The following is a 22,685-nucleotide window of genomic DNA, read 5'->3' as shown; positions in this document are numbered from 1 at the left end:
GACCGCCATGAACCGCCTCCCCGTTACCGTGCTGTCCGGCTTTCTAGGCGCCGGCAAGAGCACGCTGCTCAATCACATCCTGAAGAATCGCGAAGGTCTCCGCGTGGCGGTCATCGTCAACGACATGAGCGAGATCAACATCGACGGCGCCGAGGTCCAGCGCGACGTCAGTCTCAACCGCGCCGAAGAAAAGCTCGTGGAACTGAGCAATGGCTGCATCTGCTGCACCCTGCGCGAGGACCTGCTGATCGAGGTCGGCAAACTGGCCCGAGAAGGTCGCTTCGATTACCTGCTGATCGAGTCCACCGGGATCTCCGAGCCGTTACCGGTCGCAGAAACCTTCACCTTCCGCGACGAACAAGGTCAAAGCCTGGCGGATCTGGCCCGACTGGACACCATGGTGACGGTGGTCGATGGGGTGAATTTTCTGCGCGACTTTCATGAAGCAGAAAGCCTGGAGAGCCGCGGGGAATCCCTGGGCGAGGACGACGAACGCTCAATCACCGAACTGCTGATCGAACAGGTGGAGTTCGCCGACGTGATCCTCATCAGCAAGATCGATCTGATCTCCAGCGCCGAGCGCCAGGAGCTCATCGCCATACTTGGTCGCTTGAACACCCAGGCGGACATCATCCCCATGAGCATGGGCCAGGTGCCGCTGGCGAAGATCCTCGACACCGGCCGCTTCGATTTCGAGCGCGCCTCCGAGGCGCCGGGCTGGCTCAAGGAAATGCGCGGCGAGCACGTCCCGGAAACCCAGGCGTACGGCATCGCATCGAGCGCCTACCTGGCGCGCCGGCCGTTCCACCCGCAGCGCTTTCACGACTTCCTTGATCGCGAATGGACCAATGGCCGTCTGCTGCGTTCGAAGGGCTATTTCTGGCTGGCGAGCCGCCCGCAGGAAGCCGGCAGCTGGTCTCAGGCCGGCGGTTTGATGCGCTACGACTACGCCGGGCGCTGGTGGCGTTACACCCCCGACGCGCAATGGCCAGACGACGAGGAATCACGCGCGGCGATCCGCCAGAAATGGGACGAAGACTGCGGCGACTGCCGGCAAGAGTTGGTCTTCATCGGCCAGAACATCGACTTCACCCAGCTGCGCGCCGACCTCGACGCCTGCTTGCTTAGCGACCTGGAATTGAACCTCGGCCAGGACCATTGGTTGCAGCTGCCAGACCCTTTCGGACCTTGGCACCAGGAGGTCGCATGATGCTGGCGCGGCAGATGCTCAGCGCGTCACCGCGGCAGGTATTCGGCGACACCCCTGCCGTGCTCTGCGACGCGCTGCTCGACGGGGTCAACCTTTCGGTATGGCAGCGCCAGTTGCCCTCGCATATTTCCGACTTCGCTCAGACACTGTTGGCGCTGGACGCGCCATTGGCCGAATCGCTGACCATCGAGCCAGATGCCAATGGTGCTGTGCCCATAACATCCTTGGCGGCGGCCTATCGCGACATCGCTGGCCATGCCGGATTTATCGCCGATGTGGGCTGGCTGGTCGGTGCTTTCGCTTGCCTGCTGGAGGCAAAGCGCATCGGGCTGCGGCTGCGTGTACTGGATAAACCAATGTGTCCGCGTTTCCACGTCGACCACGTTCCGCTGCGGTTGATCACAACCTATGCGGGTGCAGGCAGTGAATGGTTGAGTGAGGGCGGCATGTCTCGTCAGCGGGTCGGCGTACCCGCCGCCGAACCAGCCGACGGCGCCAGTATCGAGCAGCTCAGTGTTGGCGACGTCGCGCTGTTCAAAGGCGAGAAGTGGCAAGGGAATGAAGGCGCGGGAATCATCCACCGCTCGCCGTCCGCCAGTCCGGCTGCCAAACGGCTGATCCTGACGCTGGACTGGCTTGCTTGAAAACGCGCCGACTGTCGCACTGATCAGTCAGGCAGCCATCTTCTCGCACTCTTCGGCACACTTGCGGCAGGCTTCGGCACAAGCCTGACAGTGGTCCATCTGATGTTTGCCGCACTCTTCGGCGCAGGCGCGACAAGCTTCGGCGCAGATACGGCACATCTCTCGGGAAAGGGTGCTGTCGCGGGTCATCAGCACCGCAGCCAACGCGCATAGATCGGCGCAGTCGCGATCCAGTTCGATGCAGCTGGACATCATCTTCACGTCATCTTCGCGCAGGCAGGATGCCGCACAAGTTTCACAGACAATGGCGCAGTTTGAGCAGGCCTTGATGCATGCCTCGTATTTGGAATTGAGCATTGGATCCTCCGTTTCGAATCGGTGAAGTGCTGAGCACTTGTCGGCCCAACTCCAATTTCGTGCAGTCATTGCTGCCCAAAGTTCATCCGGATCGACTCAGCGGCCATGTCACCGCCTCGCATGGACTGGCCGCCGTTACACTGTCGAGCCCAGCCACCAATCTTCGACTCGCTCATGACGTCCACCCTAGCCGAACCTTGCGAATATCAGGAAACCATCCGCAAGAGCCGCTTTCTCGCCAAAGCTGCGCCGATTGCCAGTCCCGACGAGGCGCAGGTCTTCATCCAGGCCGTTAGTGACCCCAGCGCGACGCATAACTGCTGGGCGTGGAAAATTGGCGATCAGTATCGGTTCAGCGACGACGGCGAACCCGGCGGAACGGCCGGCCGGCCTATGCTGACGGCTATCGAAGGCCAGGACTGCGATCAGGTAGTGGTGGTCGTGATTCGCTGGTTCGGCGGGATTCAGCTCGGCACCGGCGGCCTCGCCCGCGCCTATGGCGGCTCCGCAGCCAAATGCCTGCAGGCGGGTGAACGCATCGAACTGGTGGCCCGGGTTCGCTGCAGTTTGCACTGCCGCTTCGCCGAGCTGGCGCTGCTCAAGGCGCGCCTGCATGAATTCGAGGCGTTAATTGAAAGCGAAACGTTCGATGCCGAAGGCGCCGAGCTGCAGCTGGCATTACCGAAAGAGCAACAGCCGCGCCTGCAGCTCTTGGTTGCCGACATCAGTCGCGGCCGTATCGTGCTGAATCCATTGGATGTGGCCGCTGGGTGAACTGCGCGTTTCCAGTGCAGTCCTTATTACAGCGGCACTTGCCGTGGGGCAGGCACATCTAGCTAACGCGTGTGCCCCGGCGCAGTCGAGCTGACGTGCCGAAATACAAATTCCGCAGCAATGAGGAGTTGATTGATGAAAAGCAAATACAGATGGCTGATCCCTGGTGCGGTGCTGCTCACGACGTTGGGCATGGCTGGCTGCGAGGTCGAGAAAACTGAGGAGGGCTCGCTTCCTGACGTCGAAGTAGAGGGTGGCAACATGCCCGAGTACGACGTGGATGCGCCTGAAGTAGACGTCGGCACCAAAGAGAAGACGGTCACGGTCCCAGATGTGGACGTGACGATGCCGGACGACGATGAGCCGGATGTCGGGGAGCCAGTTGAGCCACGCGCACCCGCTCCTCAAAATTGATTTGCAATCGAGTGTGCTGAACCGAGCATAAACTCTTAAAGCCACGCCTGTCTCAAGCAAGCGTGGTTTTTTTATGCCGCCAGGTTTTCCACCATATGTGTGTATGAGACTGTGGATAACAATGGGATCAATGCGGCGACCCCATCCACGACGCGCCTCAACGCCTGCCGGTCAATCTTTAACCAAAAGTCCAAAGCTAGCCTGTATGGCTGAATAGCCCTCTGATTCTCAAGCGTTTTTAGAAGTAAACCGAAAATTATTAGGTAATGCAGCAGCTCCCATACCACTAGGCGTTTTATCCGCAGATGGAGTGGACAATGCTGTGGATAACCTTTGGGTCAACGGGTACTGAGCCCGTGAGGCCTGGCTTGCCGCGCTGTGCTCGTTTTTTGCACAGTGTAGGGCCAACCACGTCAGGCGCATCTGACTGGCGAATCCGGGTCAGTGGCGCTATCTGACTCTGGGGTCAATCCACGCGGCGTGATTAAATGCGCCCTTTTATCGGACGGGATTCTCATGTACGACTGGCTCAATGCCTTGCCAAAAGCCGAGCTGCATCTGCACCTGGAAGGCTCTCTCGAACCCGAGCTGCTGTTTCGCCTGGCCGAACGCAACAAGATTGCCCTGCCCTGGAACGATGTTGACGCGCTGCGCAGCGCCTACAACTTCGGCAACCTGCAGGAATTTCTCGACCTCTACTATGCTGGCGCCGACGTGCTGCGTACCGAGCAGGATTTCTACGACCTGACCTGGGCGTACCTGCAGAAGTGCGAAGAGCAGAATGTCGTCCATACCGAGCCCTTCTACGACCCGCAAACGCACACCGACCGCGGTATCCCGTTCGAAGTCGCCATGCGTGGCATCAGCGGTGCGCTGGCTGACGGTCGCGAACTGCTCGGCATCAGCAGCGGCCTGATCTTGAGCTTTCTGCGTCACCTCCCTGAAGATGAGGCCTTCAAGACACTGGAACAGGCAATGCCTTTCCGTGATGCGTTCTTCGCAGTCGGCCTGGACAGTTCCGAAATGGGTCATCCACCGAGCAAGTTCGAGCGGGTCTTCGCCAAGGCTCGGGCTGAAGGCTTTCTCGCCGTCGCACATGCCGGTGAGGAAGGTCCGCCGGAGTACATCTGGGAAGCGCTTGATCTACTCAAGGTCAGCCGTATCGACCACGGCGTGCGCGCCGCCGAAGACCCAAAACTCATCGAGCGACTGATCAACGAGCAGATTCCGCTGACCGTCTGCCCGCTGTCGAATACCAAGCTCTGCGTGTTCGATGACATGAGCCAGCACAACATCCTGCAGATGTTGGAGCAAGGCGTGAAGGTCACGGTGAACTCCGACGATCCGGCGTATTTCGGCGGCTACGTGACGGAGAACTTCATGGCCCTGCATGACAGCCTGGGCATGACCGAAGAGCAGGCGCGCCGGCTGGCGCAAAACAGCCTCGACGCACGTCTGGCCATGTGACCCTGCGGGCCCGTCAGCGGCGCACACCGTCGCCGAAAGGCGCATGCTCGAGCAGCGCCTGGCAACGCACGACGAGATGTTCACGAAGCAATCGCAGCGTTTCACCCAGGTGCGCGCGATGAGCGCAGATCAGATTCAGCGGCGCCGCCTCGCCTGACAACTCGGGCAGCAGGACGATCAGGCGGCCGGCCTTCACGTCCTGCGCGACATCCAGCCAGGATTTGTACACCACGCCCCGCCCAGCCAGTGCCCAACGCCGCACCACATCGGCGTCATCGCTGATGCGGTCGCCCGTCACCGATTGCTGCAACTCGCGGCGGCCGTCATGAAAGCACCAGCGCTCATGCACCCGTCCCGTCAGCATGAAGCGCAGGCAGTTATGTCCACTTAACTCCCCGAGCGAACGAGGCGCGCCATGCGTAGCCAAGTAGCTGGGCGCCGCGCAGAGCACGCGTCGATTGGCCGCCGCCACGGGGAGCGCCACAAGACTGGAGTCCTCCGGTTGCCCGTAACGCAGCGCGATGTCCACCGGCTGTCGAAACAGGTCAGCGTTGCGATCAGCCAGTAATAGACGAACGCTCAACAGCGGATGCTGCAGCTGGAACTCGTCCAGCCAGTGCAACAGCACATTGCGGCCGAAATCCGACGGCGCCGATAGCTGCAGCGGACCACTGATGCTCGCTTTCCCACCAGCAAGCAGCTGCTGGCCCGCAACCAGACTCTGCAATGCCGCGCGCGCATGCGGCAGATACTGCTCGCCCTCCCCCGTCAGCCTGAGGCTGCGAGTCGAACGCACCAGCAGTCGGCACCCCAGTTGCGCTTCCAGCCGTTTTAGCGCCGCGCTCGCTACTGCCGGAGACAACTCCAGCCGCCGAGCTGCCGCAGACAAGCTGCCGAGTTCGGCTGTCAGTACGAATACCTGCAGATCATCGGTGCGCAGCATTTTCAATAATCCGTTGAAAGAGCCTCTGCGCAATATGCGGTTTTTCTTCGCAACCCGAAAGCCGAACATGGCGGCACTCAACGTTCATCCATGAAGGAGACCATCATGAAAGCCATCGGCTACAGACAGTCATTACCCATTGCCGACCAGCACTCGCTACTCGACATCGAACTGCCAGACCCTACTCCCGGCCCGCGCGACCTGCTGGTGGAAGTACGCGCCATCTCGGTGAACCCGGTGGACACCAAGATACGTAAGCGCGTACAGCCCGAAGCCGGCGAGCACCAGGTGCTCGGCTGGGACGCAGCGGGCGTGGTGCGTGCAGTTGGCAGTGAAGTAACGCTGTTCAAGGCCGGGGACGAAGTGTTCTACGCCGGCGCGCTGGACCGGCCAGGCGCCAACAGCGAGCTGCATCTGGTGGATGAGCGCATTGTCGGGCGCAAGCCGGCGACGCTAGGCTTCGCGGCCGCAGCAGCGCTACCGCTGACCTCTATCACTGCCTGGGAACTGCTGTTCGAGCGCTTGCAGATCAGTGAAGGGACTGAAGACCTCGATCAGCGACTGCTGGTCGTCGGTGCCGCAGGTGGCGTTGGCTCAATCCTCGTCCAGCTGGCGCGTCAGCTCACTGGACTGAAGGTGATCGGCACCGCTTCGCGCAGCGAAACGCAGGCCTGGGTTGGTGAGCTGGGCGCTCACGAGGTGATCGATCACAGCCAGCCGCTTGCCGAAGAACTGCAGCGTGCCGGCATCACTGATGTAACCCATGTCGCCAGCCTGACCCATACCGATGTGCACTTGGCACAGATCGTAGAAGCGCTGCGGCCCCAAGGCCGCATGGCATTGATCGATGACCCAGAGAGCCTCGACATCAGCCTGCTCAAGCGCAAAAGCCTCTCTCTGCACTGGGAACTCATGTACACGCGCTCGCTGTATCAGACGCCGGACATGATCGAGCAGCACCGGCTGCTCAACCGAGTGGCCGAACTGATCGACAGCGGCGTACTCAAGACCACGCTGGGCGAGCACTACGGAACCATCAACGCCGAAAACCTGCGCCGCGCTCATGCCTTCATCGAAAGCGGCAAGGCCAAGGGCAAGATCGTTCTGGAAGGGTTCTGACCGGCCGGGCCGACCGCCTCATCACGAGGCGGTCTGCTCCCGACGCTGAGAAGCGGCAAGCTGCCCCGTGTACCAGGCCAGGCAACCGGCCAGCAGCGCGCAGACGCAGATCACCAGCGCCATCGGCACCGCCGTGCCGTTGTGCAACCAGCCGACTGTGGCCGACGCCACGGCTGCCACGCAGAACTGCAAGCTGCCCATCAGCGCCGATGCCAGGCCAGCCTGCTTGCCCTGCTGGGCCATGGCACAAGCAGTGGCGTTGGGCAGAATGCTGCCCAGGCTCGCGAGGCCGGCGAATAGTGGGATCAACAGCGGCCAGAGTGCATCCGGCTTGCTCAACGCCATCACCAGCAGCGCAGCGCCGCAGGCAAAGTAGTACCAGACGAAGCGCCGCAGCCAGAAACCCGGACCGCGCAGGCGCAGCAGCCGTGCGTTGATCTGCGAAACGATGATGAAACCCGCCGCGTTGCTGCCGAACAACCAGCCATAGTGTTCGGCCGGGATTCCGTACAACTCGATGAAGACGAAAGGCGAGCCAGCGACATAGGCGAACATGCCGGCCATGGCCACGCCACCGGCAAGGGCGAACGCGATGAATTCGCGGTCGCGGAACAAGTCAATGTAGCGCCTCAGCGTGCCGCTCAATGGATGCCGAGGCGCATCGGCCGGTAGTGTTTCAGGCAGCCGTAGCGCGACTGCAATTCCGCACAGCGCACTGAAAGCTGTCAGTGAAACGAAGATCGCCTGCCAGCCAAACGCGTTGAGCAATAAGCCGCCACCTAGCGGGGCCAGGATCGGCGCCAGCCCCATGACCAGCATCAGCTGTGAGAAGACCTTCGCACCCTGCACCGGATCGCAGCTGTCACGCACCACTGCTCGCGTGATCACCATACCCGCGCAACCGCCCAGCGCCTGGACGAAGCGCGCCGCGATCAGCCAATCCAGCGAGGGTGCAAAGGCGCACGCCATCGAAGCCAGGGTAAACAGCGTAACGCCCGCCAGCAGTGGCCAGCGACGACCATAGCGATCCGCCAACGGCCCATAGAACAGCTGACCCAAAGCCAGCCCTACGAAATAGGCAGCCAATGACAGCTGCACGTGCTCGACGTCCGTTCCGAAGGCGCGCGCCATGGTCGGAAAGGCCGGCAAATAGAAGTCAATGGCCAACGGGCCAAACGCGCTGAGCGCGCCGAGAATCAAGATGATCGGAAAGGGCATGGGTAAAACTCGCGGAGCGGAAATAGCCGAGGCATCAACCGCGGCAAAGCTGCGGCTGAGATCGAAACGTTTACAGAGGAGCTGAGATGCTGTTACATACACAGACGATTGTAAACACCCAAAGTTGCAGATGTTGATGGACGAACTCCGCATCGCCTGCCCGAAATGGGCCTCTCCATTGCAGCGCGAGGCTGCCGTAGCTCAATCATGCGAAGAACCAAAGAAGACGCCGAAAAAACCCGTATAGCCCTGCTCGCCTCGGCGGAGCGGCTGTTTCTCGACAAGGGTGTGGCACATACCAGCCTCGACCAGATTGCCCGCGACGCCGGCGTGACGCGCGGTGCCGTGTACTGGCATTTCCAGAACAAGGCACACCTGTTTCACGAAATGCTCAATCAGGTACGGCTGCCGCCCGAGCAGATGACCGAGCGGCTCACCAGCTGTACCCAGCAACAACCGATGCGCACCCTCTACGACCTCTGCATCGAAGGTATCAGCGCGCTGGGCCGCGACGAGCAAAAGCGCCGTGTCATGACCATCCTTCTGCATCGCTGTGAATTCACCGACGAACTGCGCGAGGCCGAAGAGCGTCATCATGCCTTCATCAATCTGTTCATCGACCTTTGTGAAAAGCTGCTGGCGAGCGCTTCCGACAGCCTTCAGCCGGGCGTGACACCGCGCCTCGCTGCGCTCACCTTGCATGCGCTGATCGTCGGATTGTTCAGCGACTGGACCCGCGATTCGACGCTGTTCGATCCTGAAAAGGACTGCGCCGCACTCATCGATCCGGTGTTCCGGGGTCTGGTCAAGGATTGGGAAAGCTCCGCTACCCAATGACCGCTGCGGCAGCGCCTGCTGTCGCTTGCACAGCTATCGAACCTGATAGCCCTCCTCTTCGATCGCCTCGCGTACCGCGGCAGTGTCTAGGCGGCTCTCGACCCGTACCACGCCGGCGCCCAGGTCCACTTCAACTCGCGCATCCCCGTCGCGGGCCTGAATTGCCTGAATAACGGCGCGCTCGCAATGGGCGCAGGTCATGCCTTCTACGTTGAACGTCTGCATTACTCTCTCCTGTTAAAAACCACCGGCACGATGCTCGACCTTGCCACGGTGTTAAGGTCAATGGACCTGCCGCGACGCGTTGTTGCTCGACTTGACCTTACCATTGGGTGAAGGTTGAGCATCGACGACATCAGACCGAATCCGGAGCCAACCCATGGCCAGCGCCACCTATACCCTGCCAATCACCGGTATGACCTGCGCCAGTTGTGCCGGGCGAGTCGAGCGCGCCCTGATGAAAGTGCCGGGCGTCGACAGCGCCGCGGTGAACCTGGCAGCTGAACAGGTCCGGATAGAGGCCCAGGATGCCGATCTCGCCGGTCTGGTGCAGGCCGTTGAAAAAGCCGGCTACGGGGTCCCGACTCAGAGCACCGAACTGCTAATCGAAGGAATGACCTGTGCCAGCTGTGTCGGTCGCGTCGAGCGAGCGCTGCGCAAGGTGTCGGGCGTGAGCAGCGCCTCGGTGAATCTCGCCAGCGAGCGGGCGCGTGTCGAAGTGATGGGCGTGGTCGACCCGGAGGTTCTGGTGCAGGCGGTCGAAGCGGCGGGTTACAAGGCTCAGCCCGCAGACGATAGTCCACCCACTGCCGACCGTACTGAAACACGCCTGCGTCGCGAGCGATGGGCAGTGATAGCCGCACTGCTGCTGGCCGCGCCGCTGGTTCTGCCGATGTTCGGTGACCTGTTCGGCCAGCACTGGATGCTGCCTGCGTGGGCGCAGTTTCTGCTCGCCACCCCCGTGCAGTTCATTCTTGGCGCGCGTTTTTATGTCGCTGGCTGGAAAGCCGTACGCGCCGGTGCCGGCAACATGGATCTGCTGGTCGCGATCGGGACCAGCGCCGGTTACGGCCTGAGCCTCTACCAATGGTGGGCCGCAGAGGCTGGCCAGATGCCGCATCTGTATTTCGAAGCGTCCGCAGTGGTGATCGCCCTCGTCCTGCTGGGCAAGTACCTTGAAAGTCGTGCCAAGCGCCAGACCAGCGCGGCTATCCGCGCGCTTGAGGCTTTGCGACCGGATCGCGCGGTGCGGGTCGTTGATGGCCGTGAAGAGGAAGTCGCTATTGCCGCCCTGCAGCTGAACGACCTGGTAACGGTAAAGCCCGGCGAACGCTTCCCGGTAGACGGCGAAGTCGTCGAGGGAGAAAGCCAAGCCGACGAAGCGCTGATCAGCGGCGAAAGCCTTCCGGTGGCCAAGGCGCAGGGGGATCGCGTCACCGGTGGCGCAATCAACGGCGAAGGCCGGCTGCTGGTACGCACCACTGCATTGGGTGGCGAAACGGTGCTGGCGCGCATCATCCGTCTGGTCGAAGACGCACAGGCGGCCAAGGCGCCAATTCAGAAGCTGGTAGACAAGGTCAGCCAGGTATTCGTCCCGGCAGTGCTGGTCATCGCCCTACTGACCCTTGCGGGGTGGCTGCTCGCAGGCGCATCGGCGGAAGTTGCGCTGCTCAATGCCGTGTCGGTCCTGGTCATCGCCTGCCCTTGCGCCCTTGGCCTCGCAACGCCTGCAGCAATAATGGCTGGCACGGGTGTCGCTGCACAGCACGGCATCCTGATCAAGGATGCCGAAGCGCTGGAGGTTGCCCACGCCGTGACCGCGGTTGCCTTCGACAAGACCGGCACGCTGACTTCCGGCAAGCCCCGCATCGTTCATCTGCACGCGGTCGAGGGCGATGAGGCCGAACTGTTGCGAGAGGCCGGGGCGCTGCAACGCGGCAGCGAACATCCGCTGGCTCGCGCGGTGCTCGATCGCTGCGAGGAAGCAGGGCTGACGGTGGGCGACGTGGAGCGTAGCCAGTCACTGACTGGTCGCGGCATCGCCGGTGATCTGGAGGGCCGCTCGCTGGCGCTGGGCAATCGACGTCTGCTCGATGACAACGGCCTGCAGCCGGCCGGGTTGGCTGATAAAGCGCAAGCGTGGGAAGCCGAAGGTCGCACCCTGTCCTGGCTGATCGAAACGGCCCCGCAAACGCGGGTTCTTGGCTTGTTCGCCTTTGGCGACAGCCTCAAAGAAGGTGCCGCCGAGGCGGTAGCCGCGCTGAATGCTCGACACGTCCGCAGCCACCTGATCACCGGGGATAACCGCGGCAGCGCCCGCGTGGTTGCCGAAGCGCTGCATATCGACAGCGTGCACGCGGAGGTCCTGCCGGCGGATAAGGCTGCGGTCGTTGCGCAGTTGAAGAAAGGCGGCGCCGTAGTCGCCATGGTCGGCGACGGCATCAACGATGCACCAGCCCTCGCGGCAGCCGACGTTGGCATCGCCATGGGCGGTGGTACTGACGTAGCAATGCATGCGGCCGGCATTACCCTGATGCGTGGCGACCCACGCTTGGTGCCGGCGGCGCTGGAGATCAGCCGCCGGACCTATCGCAAGATCCAGCAGAACCTGTTCTGGGCATTCATCTACAACCTGGTGGGCATTCCGCTCGCCGCTTTCGGCTTTCTCAGCCCGGTGGTAGCGGGTGCAGCGATGGCGTTGTCCAGCGTCAGCGTCGTCAGCAACGCCCTGCTGCTCAAACGCTGGAAACCGGAGGAATGACGACCGATGCGGACGCTCACCGCTCGCCGCTCATTGCGTAGGATGCGGTTGAGCGCAGCGATACCCACCGACATCGCCCACCAGCACTCAATACGCGCGGAGCCCGTATGAACATCGGTCAAGCAGCCAAGAAAAGTGGCCTCTCGGCGAAGATGATTCGCTATTACGAGTCCATCGACCTGATCTCCCCCGCCGGCCGCAGCGCCAACGGCTATCGCCACTATGGCGAAGAGGATCTGCACCGACTCGCCTTCATCAAGCCGTCTCGCGACATGGGCTTTTCCCTGGATGAAGTGAGCAAATTGCTCACCCTCTGGCAGGACCGCCAACGCGCCAGCGCGGACGTGAAGGCGCTTGCCGGCGCGCATATTGACGCACTGAACCAGAAAATCGAAGAGCTTGTAGGGCTGCGCGACACCCTGCAGCAGTTGGTCGATACCTGCCAAGGGAACGACCGACCGGATTGCCCGATCCTTAAGGATTTGGAGTCTGGCTGTCGTAACGGAGCACGGGACAAATAGGAGGCAGGCATCCGGGGGCCAAACCAAGCAGCCAGTGTTTGGCGTTGCCATATGCTTAGCTCCCTAATAAACTCCGCGCCCCTCGCAAGGAGGTGGTCGCGGCATGCCCGCAACCGGTCGCTTGCCGCTTAAGTCGGGCATCACCGCAGCCGCCTTGCCTCCAGGCCTCCGGCCTACCCGTATGCGCTTGTCTTCCCTCGGATCCGAATCAGCTGCCCTCGCGGGCGGCGAGCCATTCCTTTGAACGACACGCGCTGCCCCGCTTAACCCTTACCAGGCAAAACAGAACCCTGATGAAGAAATTGACCCTGGCGCTTACGTGCTTCGCACTGGTCGCTTGCTCCAAACCCAATGAACCCGAAAAGACCGTGGATGCCCTGCTGATTGGCGGCGGCATCATGAGCGCCACCCTGGCGACCTATCTGCACGAACTGGAGCCGAGCTGGACCATGGAAGTCCATGAGCGTCTGCCGAGCGTGGCCGACGAAAGCTCCAATGCCTGGAACAACGCCGGCACCGGGCACTCCGCCTTCTGCGAGCTCAACTACACGCCGGAGAAAGCCGACGGCAGCATCGACATCAGCAAGGCCGTGAGCATTGCCGAGTCGTTCGAAGTCTCCAAACAGTTCTGGGCTCATCAGGTGGAGCGCGGCGTGCTTCAGGAGCCGCGCCGATTCATCAATGCCGTCCCGCACATGAGCTTTGTCTGGGGCGAAGACAATATCGACTTCCTTCGCAAGCGCCACGCTGCGCTGCAACAGAGCCCGCTATTCAAGGGCATGGAATACTCCGAGCAGCCACAGCAGATCGCCGAGTGGGTTCCGCTGGTGATGAACGGGCGCAGCGACGCCCAGCAGGTCGCAGCCACCCGCATGCCGATCGGCACCGATGTGAACTTCGGCGAGATCACCCGTCAGTTGTTCAACGCTCTGGGCAAAAGCGAGCAGGTCAAACTGCAGCTCCAGCATGAAGTGCGCGACATCGTGCGTAACGATGACGGCACCTGGACCGTCGTCTCCGCCAATCTCGCTGACGGCGGGACCGAGACCAGCGTCAAGGCGCGCTTTGTCTTCATCGGCGCTGGCGGCGGCGCGCTGAAGCTGTTGCAGATGGCCGACATTCCCGAAGCCAAGGGCTACGCAGGCTTTCCCGTGGGTGGCCAGTTCCTGATGACACGCAACCCCGAGGTTGTCGCGCAGCATCAGGCCAAGGTCTACGGTCTCGCATCGGTCGGTTCGCCCCCAATGTCCGTGCCGCATCTGGATACGCGCGTAATTGATGGTGAGCGGGTATTGCTGTTCGGCCCGTTCGCCACTTTCTCGAGCAAGTTCCTGAAGAACGGATCGCTGATGGACCTTCCCGGCTCTTTGAGCACTGACAACGCCGTGCCAATGGTTCAGGCCGGCCTGGATAACCTGGATCTGAGCCAGTACCTGATCGGCCAGCTGATGCTCAGCCAGGAAGACCGTATCGCTGAGCTGAAGGATTACTTCCCTGAGGCCGATGCCAATGATTGGGAGCTGATCACCGCAGGCCAGCGTGTTCAGATTATCAAGGACGATCCGGAAAAAGGCGGCGTGCTGCAGTTCGGTACTGAAATTGTCAGCGCTTCGGATGGCTCCATTGCGGCCCTGCTCGGGGCCTCGCCTGGAGCGTCTACCGCTGCGCCCATCATGCTCACCTTGCTGAAAACCACCTTCAAGGCGCAGGTCGAGTCGCCTGAGTGGCAAGCGAAGCTCAAGGACATGTTCCCGGCATACGGCCGCGCCCTGAACGACGACCCGGCACTCACTGAGCGGGTGCGAGCCATGACCAGCGAGCAGTTGCAGCTGGCTGCCTCGACCGGCAGCAACGAAGAGCTAGTGACTGACTGACGCAATCGATCGGAAAAACCCGCTGCGGCGGGTTTTTTTGTGACTTGCTGCCGCGAGCTCAACGTCGGACTGACCTCGACAACCATTTGTCGTATTTGTGGCGCCATATTAATAACGCGCTAATGTCTGGATTTTTCGTGCCGAAAACGCGGCGCACCGCAGCTGTCGACGGTCCGTCGCAGTTTCTCTGATCGTCTCTCGCAAGTGGTATTTGAATGAATAGCTGGTTTGGAAATATTGGCGTCAGCAGGAAGCTCGCCCTGGGCTTTGGCGCTGTCCTGGTTCTTACTCTGGTTGTAGCCTGGAATGGCTGGGGCAGCCTGGGCAGCGTAATTCAACGCAGCAGCTGGATGACTGAGATATCGCATCTCAACGACACGCTGACTGACCTGCGCATCGCGCGCCTGCAATTCATGCTGGCAAACGGCGACACCGAGTCCACCGAGCGCCTGGACAAGAATTTGGGGATCTACCTGGCCCAGCAGACAAAACTGCTCAATACGTTCAAAAACCCCGTGAACGTGGCAATGCTCAAGGAGCAGGCCGGCTACAACGAGCAATACCAGCACTCGCTGAACAACATGCGTCAGAGCTACGTGCTGGCGAACGGATCGCAGCAAACAATCGACAGTGCAGCCGCACGCCTGAGCGAACTGACCAGCGCAGTCCATGCCCGCGTACTGCGGCTCCCCGAGTACGAAGACCAGCGCTTCGAGCAGCTTCGCGCGATTACCGATATCCGCGATGAGATCAAGCAGGCTCAGTACCTACTGCGCATCTACATGGCTTCGTCGAGCGCTGAGAAAATACAAGACGTCTACAGCCAGCTCGATGCCGCCGTGGCAACACTGGAGCAAAACCGTGGCGTGATCGATCTGAGCAACCGCGACGCCGTTGGCCAGATCCGCACCGTGCTGGGTGAATACCGCGCAGCAATCGGAAACCTGGTCAGCGCCACCCAGGCGATTGCAAAGGCACGCCAGGAAATGACCGACCAGCAAAAGGAAATCGTGCGCCTCAGCGATGAGTTGTACGACTTCCAGCTAAACCGCCTGGACATCGAAAGCGGTGAAGCGCGCAACAGGCTCGTCGTCAGCACAGCGCTGGCACTGCTGCTCGGGGTGCTTGCAGCGTGGTTGATCACCCGCCAGATCATTTTCCCGCTACGCACTACCATGGCGGATGTCGAACGCATTGCTTCGGGCGATCTGACTGCCACTGCAAAGATCACCCGCAGCGACGAGTTGGGCGTCCTGCAGCAAGGCATCCAGCAGATGGGTACCACCTTGCGCGAGCTGATCGGCGGCATACGCGACGGTGTGAGCCAGATCAGCAGCGCAGCCGAAGAACTATCGGCTGTCACCGCTCAGACAAGTGCCGGGGTCAACAGCCAGAAGGAAGAAACCGATCAGGTCGCGACCGCCATGCATGAAATGTCGGCCACCGTTCAAGAGGTTGCACGCAACGCCGAACAGGCCGCGCAGGCAGCCACCGAGGCCGATCACGAAGCACGTGAGGGTGATCGGGTTGTAGCCGAAGTGGTGGAGCAGATTGAGCGCATGGCCAGTGAAGTCATCCGTTCCTCTGAGGCGATGACCGCCCTGCAGAGCGACAGCGACAAGATTGGCAGCGTGATGAACGTGATCCGCGCCGTGGCCGAGCAGACCAACCTGCTGGCGCTTAACGCTGCAATCGAAGCAGCACGCGCAGGTGAAGCCGGACGCGGGTTTGCCGTGGTCGCCGACGAAGTGCGCGGCCTGGCGCAACGCACACAGAAATCCACCGAGGAAATCGAAGGATTGGTCACGGCACTGCAAGGCGGCACGCAACAGGTGTCAGCGATCATGCAGAACAGTCGCACCCTCACCGAAAGCAGTGTCGAGTTGACCCGCCGCGCCGGCACATCATTGGCGCGCATCACCAGCACGGTGTCGAACATCCAGGCCATGAACCAGCAGATCGCCACGGCCGCCGAAGAGCAGAGCGCCGTAGCAGAAGAGATCAGCCGGAGCGTGGTGAACGTGCGCGATGTGTCGGAGAGGACTGCCGCGGCCAGCGATGAAACGGCCGCGTCGAGCGTAGAGCTTGCACGTCTGGGCAGTCAGCTGCAGACGATGGTCAGCCGCTTCCGCATCTGACCTGCCTGAAACGACGAAGCCAGGCATCGCGCCTGGCTTCGTGGTGCATCGGCTGCGGTGATCAGCCTGCCTGCGTCTGCAGGTAGTTCTGCAAGCCGATGCGGTCGATCATGCCGAGCTGCTGCTCGAGCCAGTAGGCGTGATCTTCTTCGGTGTCCATCAGTTGCAGCGCAAGGATGTCGCGGGTCTGGTAGTCGTTGTGCTGCTCGGCCAGGGTGATGCCCTTGGCCAAGGCTTCGCGCACTTTGTACTCCAACGCCAGATCACTACGCAGCATCTCCGGTACGGTTTGGCCGGGATGCATCGCATCGGGGGTCATGTCCGGGGTGCCTTCGAGGAACAGGATACGTTTGAGCAGCGCGTCGGCGTGCTGGGTTTCCTCTTCCATCTCATGGTTGATCCGCTCGTAGAGCTTGGTGAAGCCCCAATCGGCGTACATCCGCGAGTGCAGGAAGTACTGATCGCGCGCCGCCAGCTCCCCACGCAGCAGCTCTTTGAGATATTCGATGACCTGTGGCTGACCTTGCATTGCGACTTTCTCCTGCACTGACTTTTGAACGCCGGGCAATGATACGCCCAATCGGCGACAGATAGACCTTGCCTCCAGTGACGCAGGCAAAACCGGCTGACCAGCGGGTCACATCAAAACAAGGCGAACTCCCGGGCCAGAGCGGGGCTCTACTGAATCTATCGTAGCGCTTGGACGCTGCAACGCCCTGCTCGTTCCTAACACCCAGGAGTATGGATGCCGCCGCTTCAGCGAACGCCTCGAGTCCCGTTCAACCTCTTTTGCATGACTGGATCGCTCTGCCTCTTGCTCGCCTTAGCAGGCTGTGCAGATGACGAAGAGCCGGCACCTGTGCCGCCGCGCGTGGCCTTCGTCGAGCCGCTACAGCGCATCGACAAGGGCCCGGAGGCGCTGCGGTTTTCAGGCGTGGTCGAAAGCGTGACCACCACGCAGCTGGCCTTTCAGGTACCAGGACGGGTCGAACGCATCCTCGTCGACGAGGGGTCGCCAGTGAAGAAAGGGCAGGCGGTGGCCAAACTCGACCGCACCGACTACGAGCTGCAAAAGCGTGAGGCCGACGCACGGTTGCGCCAACTGGAAGCGGATCTGACGCGCAAACGCGCGCTGCTGGCCGAAGGCATCCTCGCTCCGGCTGCCATCGAACCGTTGCAAGCCAACGTAGTGGCGGCGCGCGTAGCCCGTGACAGCGCGCTTCGCGACATCAAACACAGCACCCTGACCTCGCCGTTCGATGGCGTGGTTGCGCGGCGGTTGGTCGAGCCGGACATGGTGGTCGCCACGGGGTCGCCCGTTATCGAATTGCAGAACAACCAGCACATCGAGGTTACGGTCGACCTGCCCGAAACCGCGGCGTTGAGCATTCCACTTAACGACACCTTGCAGGCCAGAGGCGAGCTGATCATCGGCGACCTGGAACTGCCGTTGACCTACAAAGAGCACAGCACCCAACCGCGCGAGGGCTCGCGCACCTACCGCCTGACCCTGCGCGGCGAACAGCCGACCGACTACAACCTGCTGCCGGGTATGGCCATGCGCGTGCATCTGCAGCGCCCCTCCGCTCCCCGGGACGATACGCAGCCGCGCTTTCGCCTGCCGCTCAATGCCGTGCAGACAGCACCCAATGGCAGCCATTACCTGTGGCTGGCAGTCGATGGCCAGGCCAAGCGTCACGATCTGCAGCTCGAGCGAATCGAGGACGATCATGCTGTGGTCAGCGGAGAGCTGAATGAGGACATGCTCGTGGTGGTAGCCGGCGGCAGCAAGCTCTCGGAAGACCAACCGATCAAAGCCGAACGGCGGAAATAAGCGGATGGATTTAGCTCGTTACGCCATCGGCAAGCCGGTCAACATCTGGGTTCTGGTTCTGATCTGCCTGATTGGGGGCACCCTCGCCTTCTTCGAAATGGGCCGCCTGGAAGATCCCGAATTCACCATCAAGGAAGCCATCGTCACGGTGCAGTATCCCGGCGCGACCGCACTCGAGGTCGAGCAGGAGGTCACCGAGCCGCTGGAAAGCGCCATTCAGGAGCTTTCCGAGGTCAAGGAAATCCGTTCGCGCTCGATGAGCGGTTTGGCCGAGATGCGTGTGGAAATCCAGGACCGCTACTCCGGCGAGCAACTCGATCAGATCTGGGATCAGCTGCGCAACAAGGTTGGCGACGCCCAGCAGAAGCTGCCGCCGGGGCTTGACCCGCCCTTGGTGAACGACGATTTCGGCGATGTCTACGGGATTTTCTTTGCGCTCACCGGGGATGGGCTGACACTCAAGGAGCTGCACGAAGTTGCCAAGGACCTGCGCCGCGGCCTGATCACCGCCGAGGGCGTCGGCCAGGTGGAAATCGCCGGGGTGCGCGAAGAGCGGATTCTTGTCGAGGTCGATCAGGCGCGTCTGGCGGCCTTGCGCTTGTCACCGCAGGAGCTGGTCGCCGCGCTGGCCGATGCCGATGCCGCGGTGGAATCCGGCGGCGTAAGGGCCGGCGAGTTCTTTGTGCATATCCGCCCGACCGGCGCTTTCGACTCGCTGGACGCCCTGCGCGCCTTGCCGGTTGGCCAGGGTCCGCAAAGCGTGGACCTGGGATCGATCGCCACGCTCAAACGCGACTATGCCGAGCGCCCTCGCCAGATCATTCGACATAACGGCGAGCCGGCATTGACCTTGGGGATCAGCGGGATTTCGGGCAGCAACATCGTCGAGGTGGGGCGCAGCGTCGAGGCGAAGCTGGAGTCCATGCAGCACTTGATGCCGCTCGGCGCCGAGCTGCACCCGCTCTATCAGCAGCACAGCATCGTCAACGAATCGGTCAACAGCTTCGCGCTCAACGTATTTCTTTCGGTAGCCATTGTCGTTGGCGTGCTCTGTCTGGCGATGGGCGTGCGGGCCGGTGTCATCATCGGCGCCGTGCTGTTCCTCACCGTGCTCGGCACATTGCTGGTGATGTGGCTGGCCGGAATCGAGCTGGAGCGCATTTCCCTCGGCGCGCTGATCATCGCCATGGGCATGCTGGTGGATAACGCGGTGGTGGTCTGCGACGGCATGCTGATCGAGAAGCAACGCGGCAAAAGCATCCTCGAAGCCTCGCGCAAGACCCTGCAGCAGACCCAATGGTCGCTGCTGGGCGCGACCGTCATTGGCATTCTCGCCTTTGCCGGAATCGGCCTGTCGCAGGACACAACGGGCGAGTTCCTGTTTTCGCTGTTCTTTGTCATCGCCACCTCGCTGCTGCTGAGCTGGTTGCTGGCACTGCTTGTGGTGCCGCTGTTCGGCTACTACCTGCTGGAACGCAAAGGTGACCGCGACAACAATAATGACGGGGGCGATGCGGACGAGGCCTACAGCGGGCCGATCTACAACCGCTACCGCCGTATGGCCGGCTCGGTGCTCGCCCATCCATGGCTGACGTTGGGCATTCTGGTGGTGCTCACGGTGCTCAGCGTGCTGGGTTTCAGCCGCGTGCCACAGAGCTTCTTTCCGCCATCGAGCACGCCGATTTTCTACGTGAACCTGTTCCTGCCGCAGGGCACGCATATTCGCGAAACCAGCCGCACCGCCGAAGATGTCGAGGGCTACCTGAAACAGCTCGACGGTGTCAGCGATGTGTCGACCTTCGTCGGCTCGGGCGCGTCCCGCTTCATGCTCACCTATGCGCCGGAGCAGCCCAACCCTGCGCTCATGCACTTTCTAGTACGCACCGAGGAGCCCGATGTCATCGCCGGGCTGGTGCACGAGGTCAACCAGACCCTGCCGGGCCGTTACCCTTCGGCCGACGTGGCCGCAGCGCAATTCATGTTCGGCCCGAATGCCGAAGCCAAGCTCGAAGCTCGCGTCAGTGGCCCGGATCCTGAAGAGTTACGCAGGCTGTCCGCCGAAGGTCAGAGAATCCTTCACGAGCAGGGCAACGTCTTCAACATCCGCGATGATTGGCGCGATCCGATTCCCGTGTTGCGCCCGCAACTGGCACTCGACCGCCTGGCCGACGCCGGCCTGACCCGGCAGCAGGTCTCGCAAGCGCTTTCGGTCGCCAGCGAAGGCGAGCAGGTAAGCGTTTTCCGCGAGCGGGACGAATTGATCCCGATCCTGCTGCGTGCCACGCCGGAGGACCGCGTCGAACCGGGCGATCTGATGCAACGGCTGATCTGGAGCCCGGCGAGCAGCCGCTACGTGCCGCTGGCTCAGGTGGCCGATGGCATCGAGGCAACCACCGAGGAGTCGATGATTCGTCGTTACGGTCGCGAACGGACCATCGCCGTGCGTGCAGAACCGCGTGACGGGGAGAACACCAACGACGCGTTCGGGCGCATTCGCCCGCTGATCGAGGGCATCGAACTGCCCACCGGCTATTCGCTGGAATGGGGCGGTGATCATGAACAGTCATCGGATGCCCAGCAGGCACTGGCCAGCACGCTGGCGGTTCCGTACCTGGCGATGGTGCTGGTCACGGTGCTGCTGTTCGCCAAGGTTCGCCAGCCATTGATGATCTGGCTGGTGGTGCCGATGGCGCTGTGCGGCGTCACCCTCGGGTTGCTGGTTACCGGGCAGCCATTCGGCTTCATGGCGCTGCTCGGCCTGCTCAGCCTGACCGGCATGCTGATCAAGAACGCCGTGGTGCTGGTGGATGAGATCGACCGGCAGATCGAGGATGAAGTGCCCCGTCTGACCGCCATCGTCGAGGCATCGGCTTCGCGCCTGCGGCCGGTAATGATGGCAGCCGGCACCACGGTGCTGGGCATGGTGCCGCTGCTGTTCGACCCCTTCTTTGCCAATATGGCCGTCACCATTATGGGCGGACTGGGCTTCGCCACCCTGCTCACCCTGCTGGCGGTGCCCTGCCTGTACCTGTTGTTCATGCGCGTCAAACCGGAGGAAACCTGATGCCTAGCCGATTGCCTCGCACGCCACTGGTCTGGGCCATGGCGCTGGCGCTCGGCGCTTGCTCCAGCGTGCCGGAGCGACCCGCACCGGACGTGCCCGAATCCTGGTTTCACGCCGTGCGCCAACAGCCCGCCGATGCCGACGCGCTCGCCGACTGGTGGCAGCAGTTCGACGATCCGGCGCTGACCCGCCTGGTGCGCCAGGCCTTGAAGAACAATCGAGACATACGCCTGGCCATGCTGCGGGTCGATATCGCGCGGTCGCAGCTGCGTCAGGCGCGCGCCGGGCTGTTCCCGACCTTCGATCTACCAGGATCGGCCAGCCGTCAGTGGATCGAAAACAACAACGAGCCGGACCCCAACAGCCCCATCGGCGAGTTCGTTCCGGACGAGGATGTGATCACCTTCGACAATTGGGAACTGGCGCTGCAGGCCAGCTGGGAGCTGGACATTTTTGGCGCCACTCGCGCCCGGACGGACAGTGCGCGGCAGCAGATCCGCTCGGCCCAGGCTCAGGCCATCGCGGCTCGTCTTGCAGTCGCTTCCAATGCAGCCCAGGGCTACATGCAATTGCGCGCGCTGGAAGGACAGCGTGCGCTGCTGGTCGAGGGCATCGAGCTGGCAACCGACCTGGAACGAATCGCCGGCAAATTGTTTGAGGCCGGTGAAGTCACCCGTCTGGACGTAGAAGCGAGTGCCGCCGAACGCGCCTCCCTGGAAGCGGACCTGGATGAGCTGGATATCAACCTGGCCGAGGCGCGCCTGGCACTTGATACGCTGCTCGCCGAGCCGCCAGGCAGCACCGCGCGCCAGCTTTTGGCTTCAGCAAAGGTGCCGCTTGCAGATAAACCCATCCCGCCTGGGCAACCGCTGGACCTATTGCGCAGACGCCCGGATTTGATCGCCGAAGCGGCACAGCTGCAGGCGGCACAACTGCAATCGCTGGCCGCCCGCCGTGACCTCTTCCCGACCCTGGCGGTGCAGGCTGCGGTCGGACGGTCCGGGCTGGCACTGGGCGATGCCTTCTCCACCGCCTCGAACTTCGCGCGTCTGGGTGCAACCTTTGGTATGCCCTTCCTCGACTATCGGCGACGCGGTGCGGCCATCGATTTGGCTGATGTAGAGGGTGAAAGCGCTTACATAGGCTTTCAGCAAGCGCTGGCCGAAGCGATGGAGGAAGTCGAGCGTTCACTGGTTCGCATGGATGGGCAGCAACGCCGCCTGAATTCGCTGAGCAACACCCTGCGCCATCGCGAATACGCCTATGAGCTGGCGCAGAAGAGCTATCGACTGGGCGAGGCGAATCTCAACGAGGTGCTCGACGCCCAGCGCGGTTCGCTACAGGCACGCCAGCAGACGTTGCAGGGACGAACCGCCCTGGCAACGTCTCAGGTGGCTTTGTTCGTGGCATTGGGTGGTGGCTGGGAGATGAAGCCGAGCGCGGTGTCGGATTCAGACAACACGAGCGAAGCGCCGGAGCAGCCGGAGCAGCCGGAGCAGTAATTCTGCGA

The 22,685-nt window shown here is 62.1% G+C and carries 19 protein-coding genes; 14 read left to right on the top strand and 5 right to left on the bottom strand.

All coding sequences use genetic code 11. The features are described from left to right. Positions 1–7 precede the first annotated feature (7 nt). On the top strand, positions 8–1,210 hold the full coding sequence (gene zigA / locus NA619_RS19485) for a zinc metallochaperone GTPase ZigA (RefSeq protein ID WP_255963465.1): 1,203 nt from the start codon (positions 8–10) through the stop codon (positions 1,208–1,210). Continuing rightward, positions 1,210–1,854, top strand: coding sequence for a DUF1826 domain-containing protein (locus NA619_RS19480; protein ID WP_255963490.1), 645 nt, complete (start codon positions 1,210–1,212; stop codon positions 1,852–1,854). Before zigA ends, NA619_RS19480 begins: the two co-directional genes overlap by 1 nt. Before the next feature lie 27 nt (positions 1,855–1,881). Here the strand turns inward: NA619_RS19480 and NA619_RS19475 are convergent, their stop codons facing one another. Further along, complete coding sequence (locus NA619_RS19475; RefSeq protein ID WP_255963464.1) at positions 1,882–2,211, bottom strand: four-helix bundle copper-binding protein; 330 nt, start codon at positions 2,209–2,211, stop codon at positions 1,882–1,884. A 174-nt stretch (positions 2,212–2,385) separates the two neighbouring features. Here NA619_RS19475 and NA619_RS19470 point away from each other — a divergent pair, with 174 nt between their 5' ends. The 3 genes from NA619_RS19470 to NA619_RS19460 all read left to right on the top strand — a co-directional run bounded on the left by NA619_RS19470 (position 2,386) and on the right by NA619_RS19460 (position 4,866). After that, positions 2,386–2,985, top strand: coding sequence for an IMPACT family protein (locus tag NA619_RS19470; protein ID WP_255963463.1), 600 nt, complete (start codon positions 2,386–2,388; stop codon positions 2,983–2,985). Positions 2,986–3,120: 135 nt separating this feature from the next. Further along, positions 3,121–3,399 carry a hypothetical protein gene (locus NA619_RS19465; RefSeq protein ID WP_255963462.1) on the top strand — a complete coding sequence of 93 codons (279 nt, stop codon included), beginning with the start codon at positions 3,121–3,123 and terminating at the stop codon, positions 3,397–3,399. Between the two features lie 516 nt (positions 3,400–3,915). After that, positions 3,916–4,866 (top strand): adenosine deaminase, encoded by a 951-nt coding sequence (locus NA619_RS19460; RefSeq protein WP_255963461.1) that lies wholly within the window; start codon positions 3,916–3,918, stop codon positions 4,864–4,866. 13 nt (positions 4,867–4,879) lie between these two features. On the opposite strand, the gene NA619_RS19455 is transcribed toward NA619_RS19460, so the two are convergent. After that, on the bottom strand, positions 4,880–5,809 hold the full coding sequence (locus NA619_RS19455) for a LysR family transcriptional regulator (RefSeq protein WP_255963460.1): 930 nt from the start codon (positions 5,807–5,809) through the stop codon (positions 4,880–4,882). A 105-nt stretch (positions 5,810–5,914) separates the two neighbouring features. Between NA619_RS19455 and NA619_RS19450 the strand changes: the two genes are divergently transcribed. After that, the gene (locus NA619_RS19450; protein WP_255963459.1) at positions 5,915–6,928 is read left to right on the top strand and encodes a zinc-binding alcohol dehydrogenase family protein; all 1,014 of its coding nucleotides are present in this window, start codon (positions 5,915–5,917) and stop codon (positions 6,926–6,928) included. Positions 6,929–6,949: 21 nt separating this feature from the next. On the opposite strand, the gene NA619_RS19445 is transcribed toward NA619_RS19450, so the two are convergent. Then, positions 6,950–8,146 (bottom strand): Bcr/CflA family multidrug efflux MFS transporter, encoded by a 1,197-nt coding sequence (locus NA619_RS19445; RefSeq protein ID WP_255963457.1) that lies wholly within the window; start codon positions 8,144–8,146, stop codon positions 6,950–6,952. 207 nt (positions 8,147–8,353) lie between these two features. Between NA619_RS19445 and NA619_RS19440 the strand changes: the two genes are divergently transcribed. After that, complete coding sequence (locus NA619_RS19440; protein WP_255963456.1) at positions 8,354–8,983, top strand: TetR family transcriptional regulator; 630 nt, start codon at positions 8,354–8,356, stop codon at positions 8,981–8,983. Between the two features lie 33 nt (positions 8,984–9,016). On the opposite strand, the gene NA619_RS19435 is transcribed toward NA619_RS19440, so the two are convergent. Then, positions 9,017–9,208 (bottom strand): heavy-metal-associated domain-containing protein, encoded by a 192-nt coding sequence (locus NA619_RS19435; protein WP_255963455.1) that lies wholly within the window; start codon positions 9,206–9,208, stop codon positions 9,017–9,019. Positions 9,209–9,362: 154 nt separating this feature from the next. Here NA619_RS19435 and NA619_RS19430 point away from each other — a divergent pair, with 154 nt between their 5' ends. The 4 genes from NA619_RS19430 to NA619_RS19415 all read left to right on the top strand — a co-directional run bounded on the left by NA619_RS19430 (position 9,363) and on the right by NA619_RS19415 (position 16,277). Then, complete coding sequence (locus tag NA619_RS19430; protein WP_255963454.1) at positions 9,363–11,744, top strand: heavy metal translocating P-type ATPase; 2,382 nt, start codon at positions 9,363–9,365, stop codon at positions 11,742–11,744. A 107-nt stretch (positions 11,745–11,851) separates the two neighbouring features. Beyond that, positions 11,852–12,265 carry a Cu(I)-responsive transcriptional regulator gene (gene cueR / locus NA619_RS19425; RefSeq protein ID WP_255963453.1) on the top strand — a complete coding sequence of 138 codons (414 nt, stop codon included), beginning with the start codon at positions 11,852–11,854 and terminating at the stop codon, positions 12,263–12,265. A 293-nt stretch (positions 12,266–12,558) separates the two neighbouring features. After that, on the top strand, positions 12,559–14,139 hold the full coding sequence (gene mqo / locus NA619_RS19420) for a malate dehydrogenase (quinone) (RefSeq protein WP_255963452.1): 1,581 nt from the start codon (positions 12,559–12,561) through the stop codon (positions 14,137–14,139). 215 nt (positions 14,140–14,354) lie between these two features. After that, complete coding sequence (locus tag NA619_RS19415; RefSeq protein WP_255963451.1) at positions 14,355–16,277, top strand: HAMP domain-containing methyl-accepting chemotaxis protein; 1,923 nt, start codon at positions 14,355–14,357, stop codon at positions 16,275–16,277. A 61-nt stretch (positions 16,278–16,338) separates the two neighbouring features. Here NA619_RS19415 and bfr read toward each other — a convergent pair whose 3' ends face one another. Beyond that, positions 16,339–16,806: a bacterioferritin gene (gene bfr / locus NA619_RS19410; protein WP_255963450.1), complete on the bottom strand. Its 468-nt coding sequence runs from the start codon at positions 16,804–16,806 to the stop codon at positions 16,339–16,341. 216 nt (positions 16,807–17,022) lie between these two features. Between bfr and NA619_RS19405 the strand changes: the two genes are divergently transcribed. From NA619_RS19405 to NA619_RS19395, 3 genes are read left to right on the top strand one after another with little or no spacing between them, the layout of a single operon-like run. Further along, the gene (locus NA619_RS19405) at positions 17,023–18,111 is read left to right on the top strand and encodes an efflux RND transporter periplasmic adaptor subunit (protein WP_423836851.1); all 1,089 of its coding nucleotides are present in this window, start codon (positions 17,023–17,025) and stop codon (positions 18,109–18,111) included. A 4-nt stretch (positions 18,112–18,115) separates the two neighbouring features. After that, the gene (locus NA619_RS19400) at positions 18,116–21,175 is read left to right on the top strand and encodes an efflux RND transporter permease subunit (RefSeq protein ID WP_255963449.1); all 3,060 of its coding nucleotides are present in this window, start codon (positions 18,116–18,118) and stop codon (positions 21,173–21,175) included. Further along, positions 21,175–22,677 carry an efflux transporter outer membrane subunit gene (locus tag NA619_RS19395; protein ID WP_255963448.1) on the top strand — a complete coding sequence of 501 codons (1,503 nt, stop codon included), beginning with the start codon at positions 21,175–21,177 and terminating at the stop codon, positions 22,675–22,677. The genes NA619_RS19400 and NA619_RS19395 overlap by 1 nt, the downstream gene beginning before the upstream one ends. The last annotated feature ends 8 nt before the right edge of the window (positions 22,678–22,685 follow it).

The sequence above is a fragment of the Stutzerimonas stutzeri genome (assembly GCF_024448895.1).
Lineage (GTDB): Bacteria > Pseudomonadota > Gammaproteobacteria > Pseudomonadales > Pseudomonadaceae > Stutzerimonas > Stutzerimonas stutzeri_Q.
Note: the sequence above shows the minus strand (reverse complement) of the source record. Positions and strands in the feature narration are given on the sequence as shown.

Coding starts and splice junctions, on each gene's coding strand:
- zigA (WP_255963465.1), top strand. CDS start 8: ATGAACCGCCTCCCCGTTACCGTGCTGTCCGGCTTTCTAGGCGCCGGC.
- NA619_RS19480 (WP_255963490.1), top strand. CDS start 1,210: ATGCTGGCGCGGCAGATGCTCAGCGCGTCACCGCGGCAGGTATTCGGC.
- NA619_RS19475 (WP_255963464.1), bottom strand. CDS start 2,211: ATGCTCAATTCCAAATACGAGGCATGCATCAAGGCCTGCTCAAACTGC.
- NA619_RS19470 (WP_255963463.1), top strand. CDS start 2,386: ATGACGTCCACCCTAGCCGAACCTTGCGAATATCAGGAAACCATCCGC.
- NA619_RS19465 (WP_255963462.1), top strand. CDS start 3,121: ATGAAAAGCAAATACAGATGGCTGATCCCTGGTGCGGTGCTGCTCACG.
- NA619_RS19460 (WP_255963461.1), top strand. CDS start 3,916: ATGTACGACTGGCTCAATGCCTTGCCAAAAGCCGAGCTGCATCTGCAC.
- NA619_RS19455 (WP_255963460.1), bottom strand. CDS start 5,809: ATGCTGCGCACCGATGATCTGCAGGTATTCGTACTGACAGCCGAACTC.
- NA619_RS19450 (WP_255963459.1), top strand. CDS start 5,915: ATGAAAGCCATCGGCTACAGACAGTCATTACCCATTGCCGACCAGCAC.
- NA619_RS19445 (WP_255963457.1), bottom strand. CDS start 8,146: ATGCCCTTTCCGATCATCTTGATTCTCGGCGCGCTCAGCGCGTTTGGC.
- NA619_RS19440 (WP_255963456.1), top strand. CDS start 8,354: ATGCGAAGAACCAAAGAAGACGCCGAAAAAACCCGTATAGCCCTGCTC.
- NA619_RS19435 (WP_255963455.1), bottom strand. CDS start 9,208: ATGCAGACGTTCAACGTAGAAGGCATGACCTGCGCCCATTGCGAGCGC.
- NA619_RS19430 (WP_255963454.1), top strand. CDS start 9,363: ATGGCCAGCGCCACCTATACCCTGCCAATCACCGGTATGACCTGCGCC.
- cueR (WP_255963453.1), top strand. CDS start 11,852: ATGAACATCGGTCAAGCAGCCAAGAAAAGTGGCCTCTCGGCGAAGATG.
- mqo (WP_255963452.1), top strand. CDS start 12,559: ATGAAGAAATTGACCCTGGCGCTTACGTGCTTCGCACTGGTCGCTTGC.
- NA619_RS19415 (WP_255963451.1), top strand. CDS start 14,355: ATGAATAGCTGGTTTGGAAATATTGGCGTCAGCAGGAAGCTCGCCCTG.
- bfr (WP_255963450.1), bottom strand. CDS start 16,806: ATGCAAGGTCAGCCACAGGTCATCGAATATCTCAAAGAGCTGCTGCGT.
- NA619_RS19405 (WP_423836851.1), top strand. CDS start 17,023: ATGCCGCCGCTTCAGCGAACGCCTCGAGTCCCGTTCAACCTCTTTTGC.
- NA619_RS19400 (WP_255963449.1), top strand. CDS start 18,116: ATGGATTTAGCTCGTTACGCCATCGGCAAGCCGGTCAACATCTGGGTT.
- NA619_RS19395 (WP_255963448.1), top strand. CDS start 21,175: ATGCCTAGCCGATTGCCTCGCACGCCACTGGTCTGGGCCATGGCGCTG.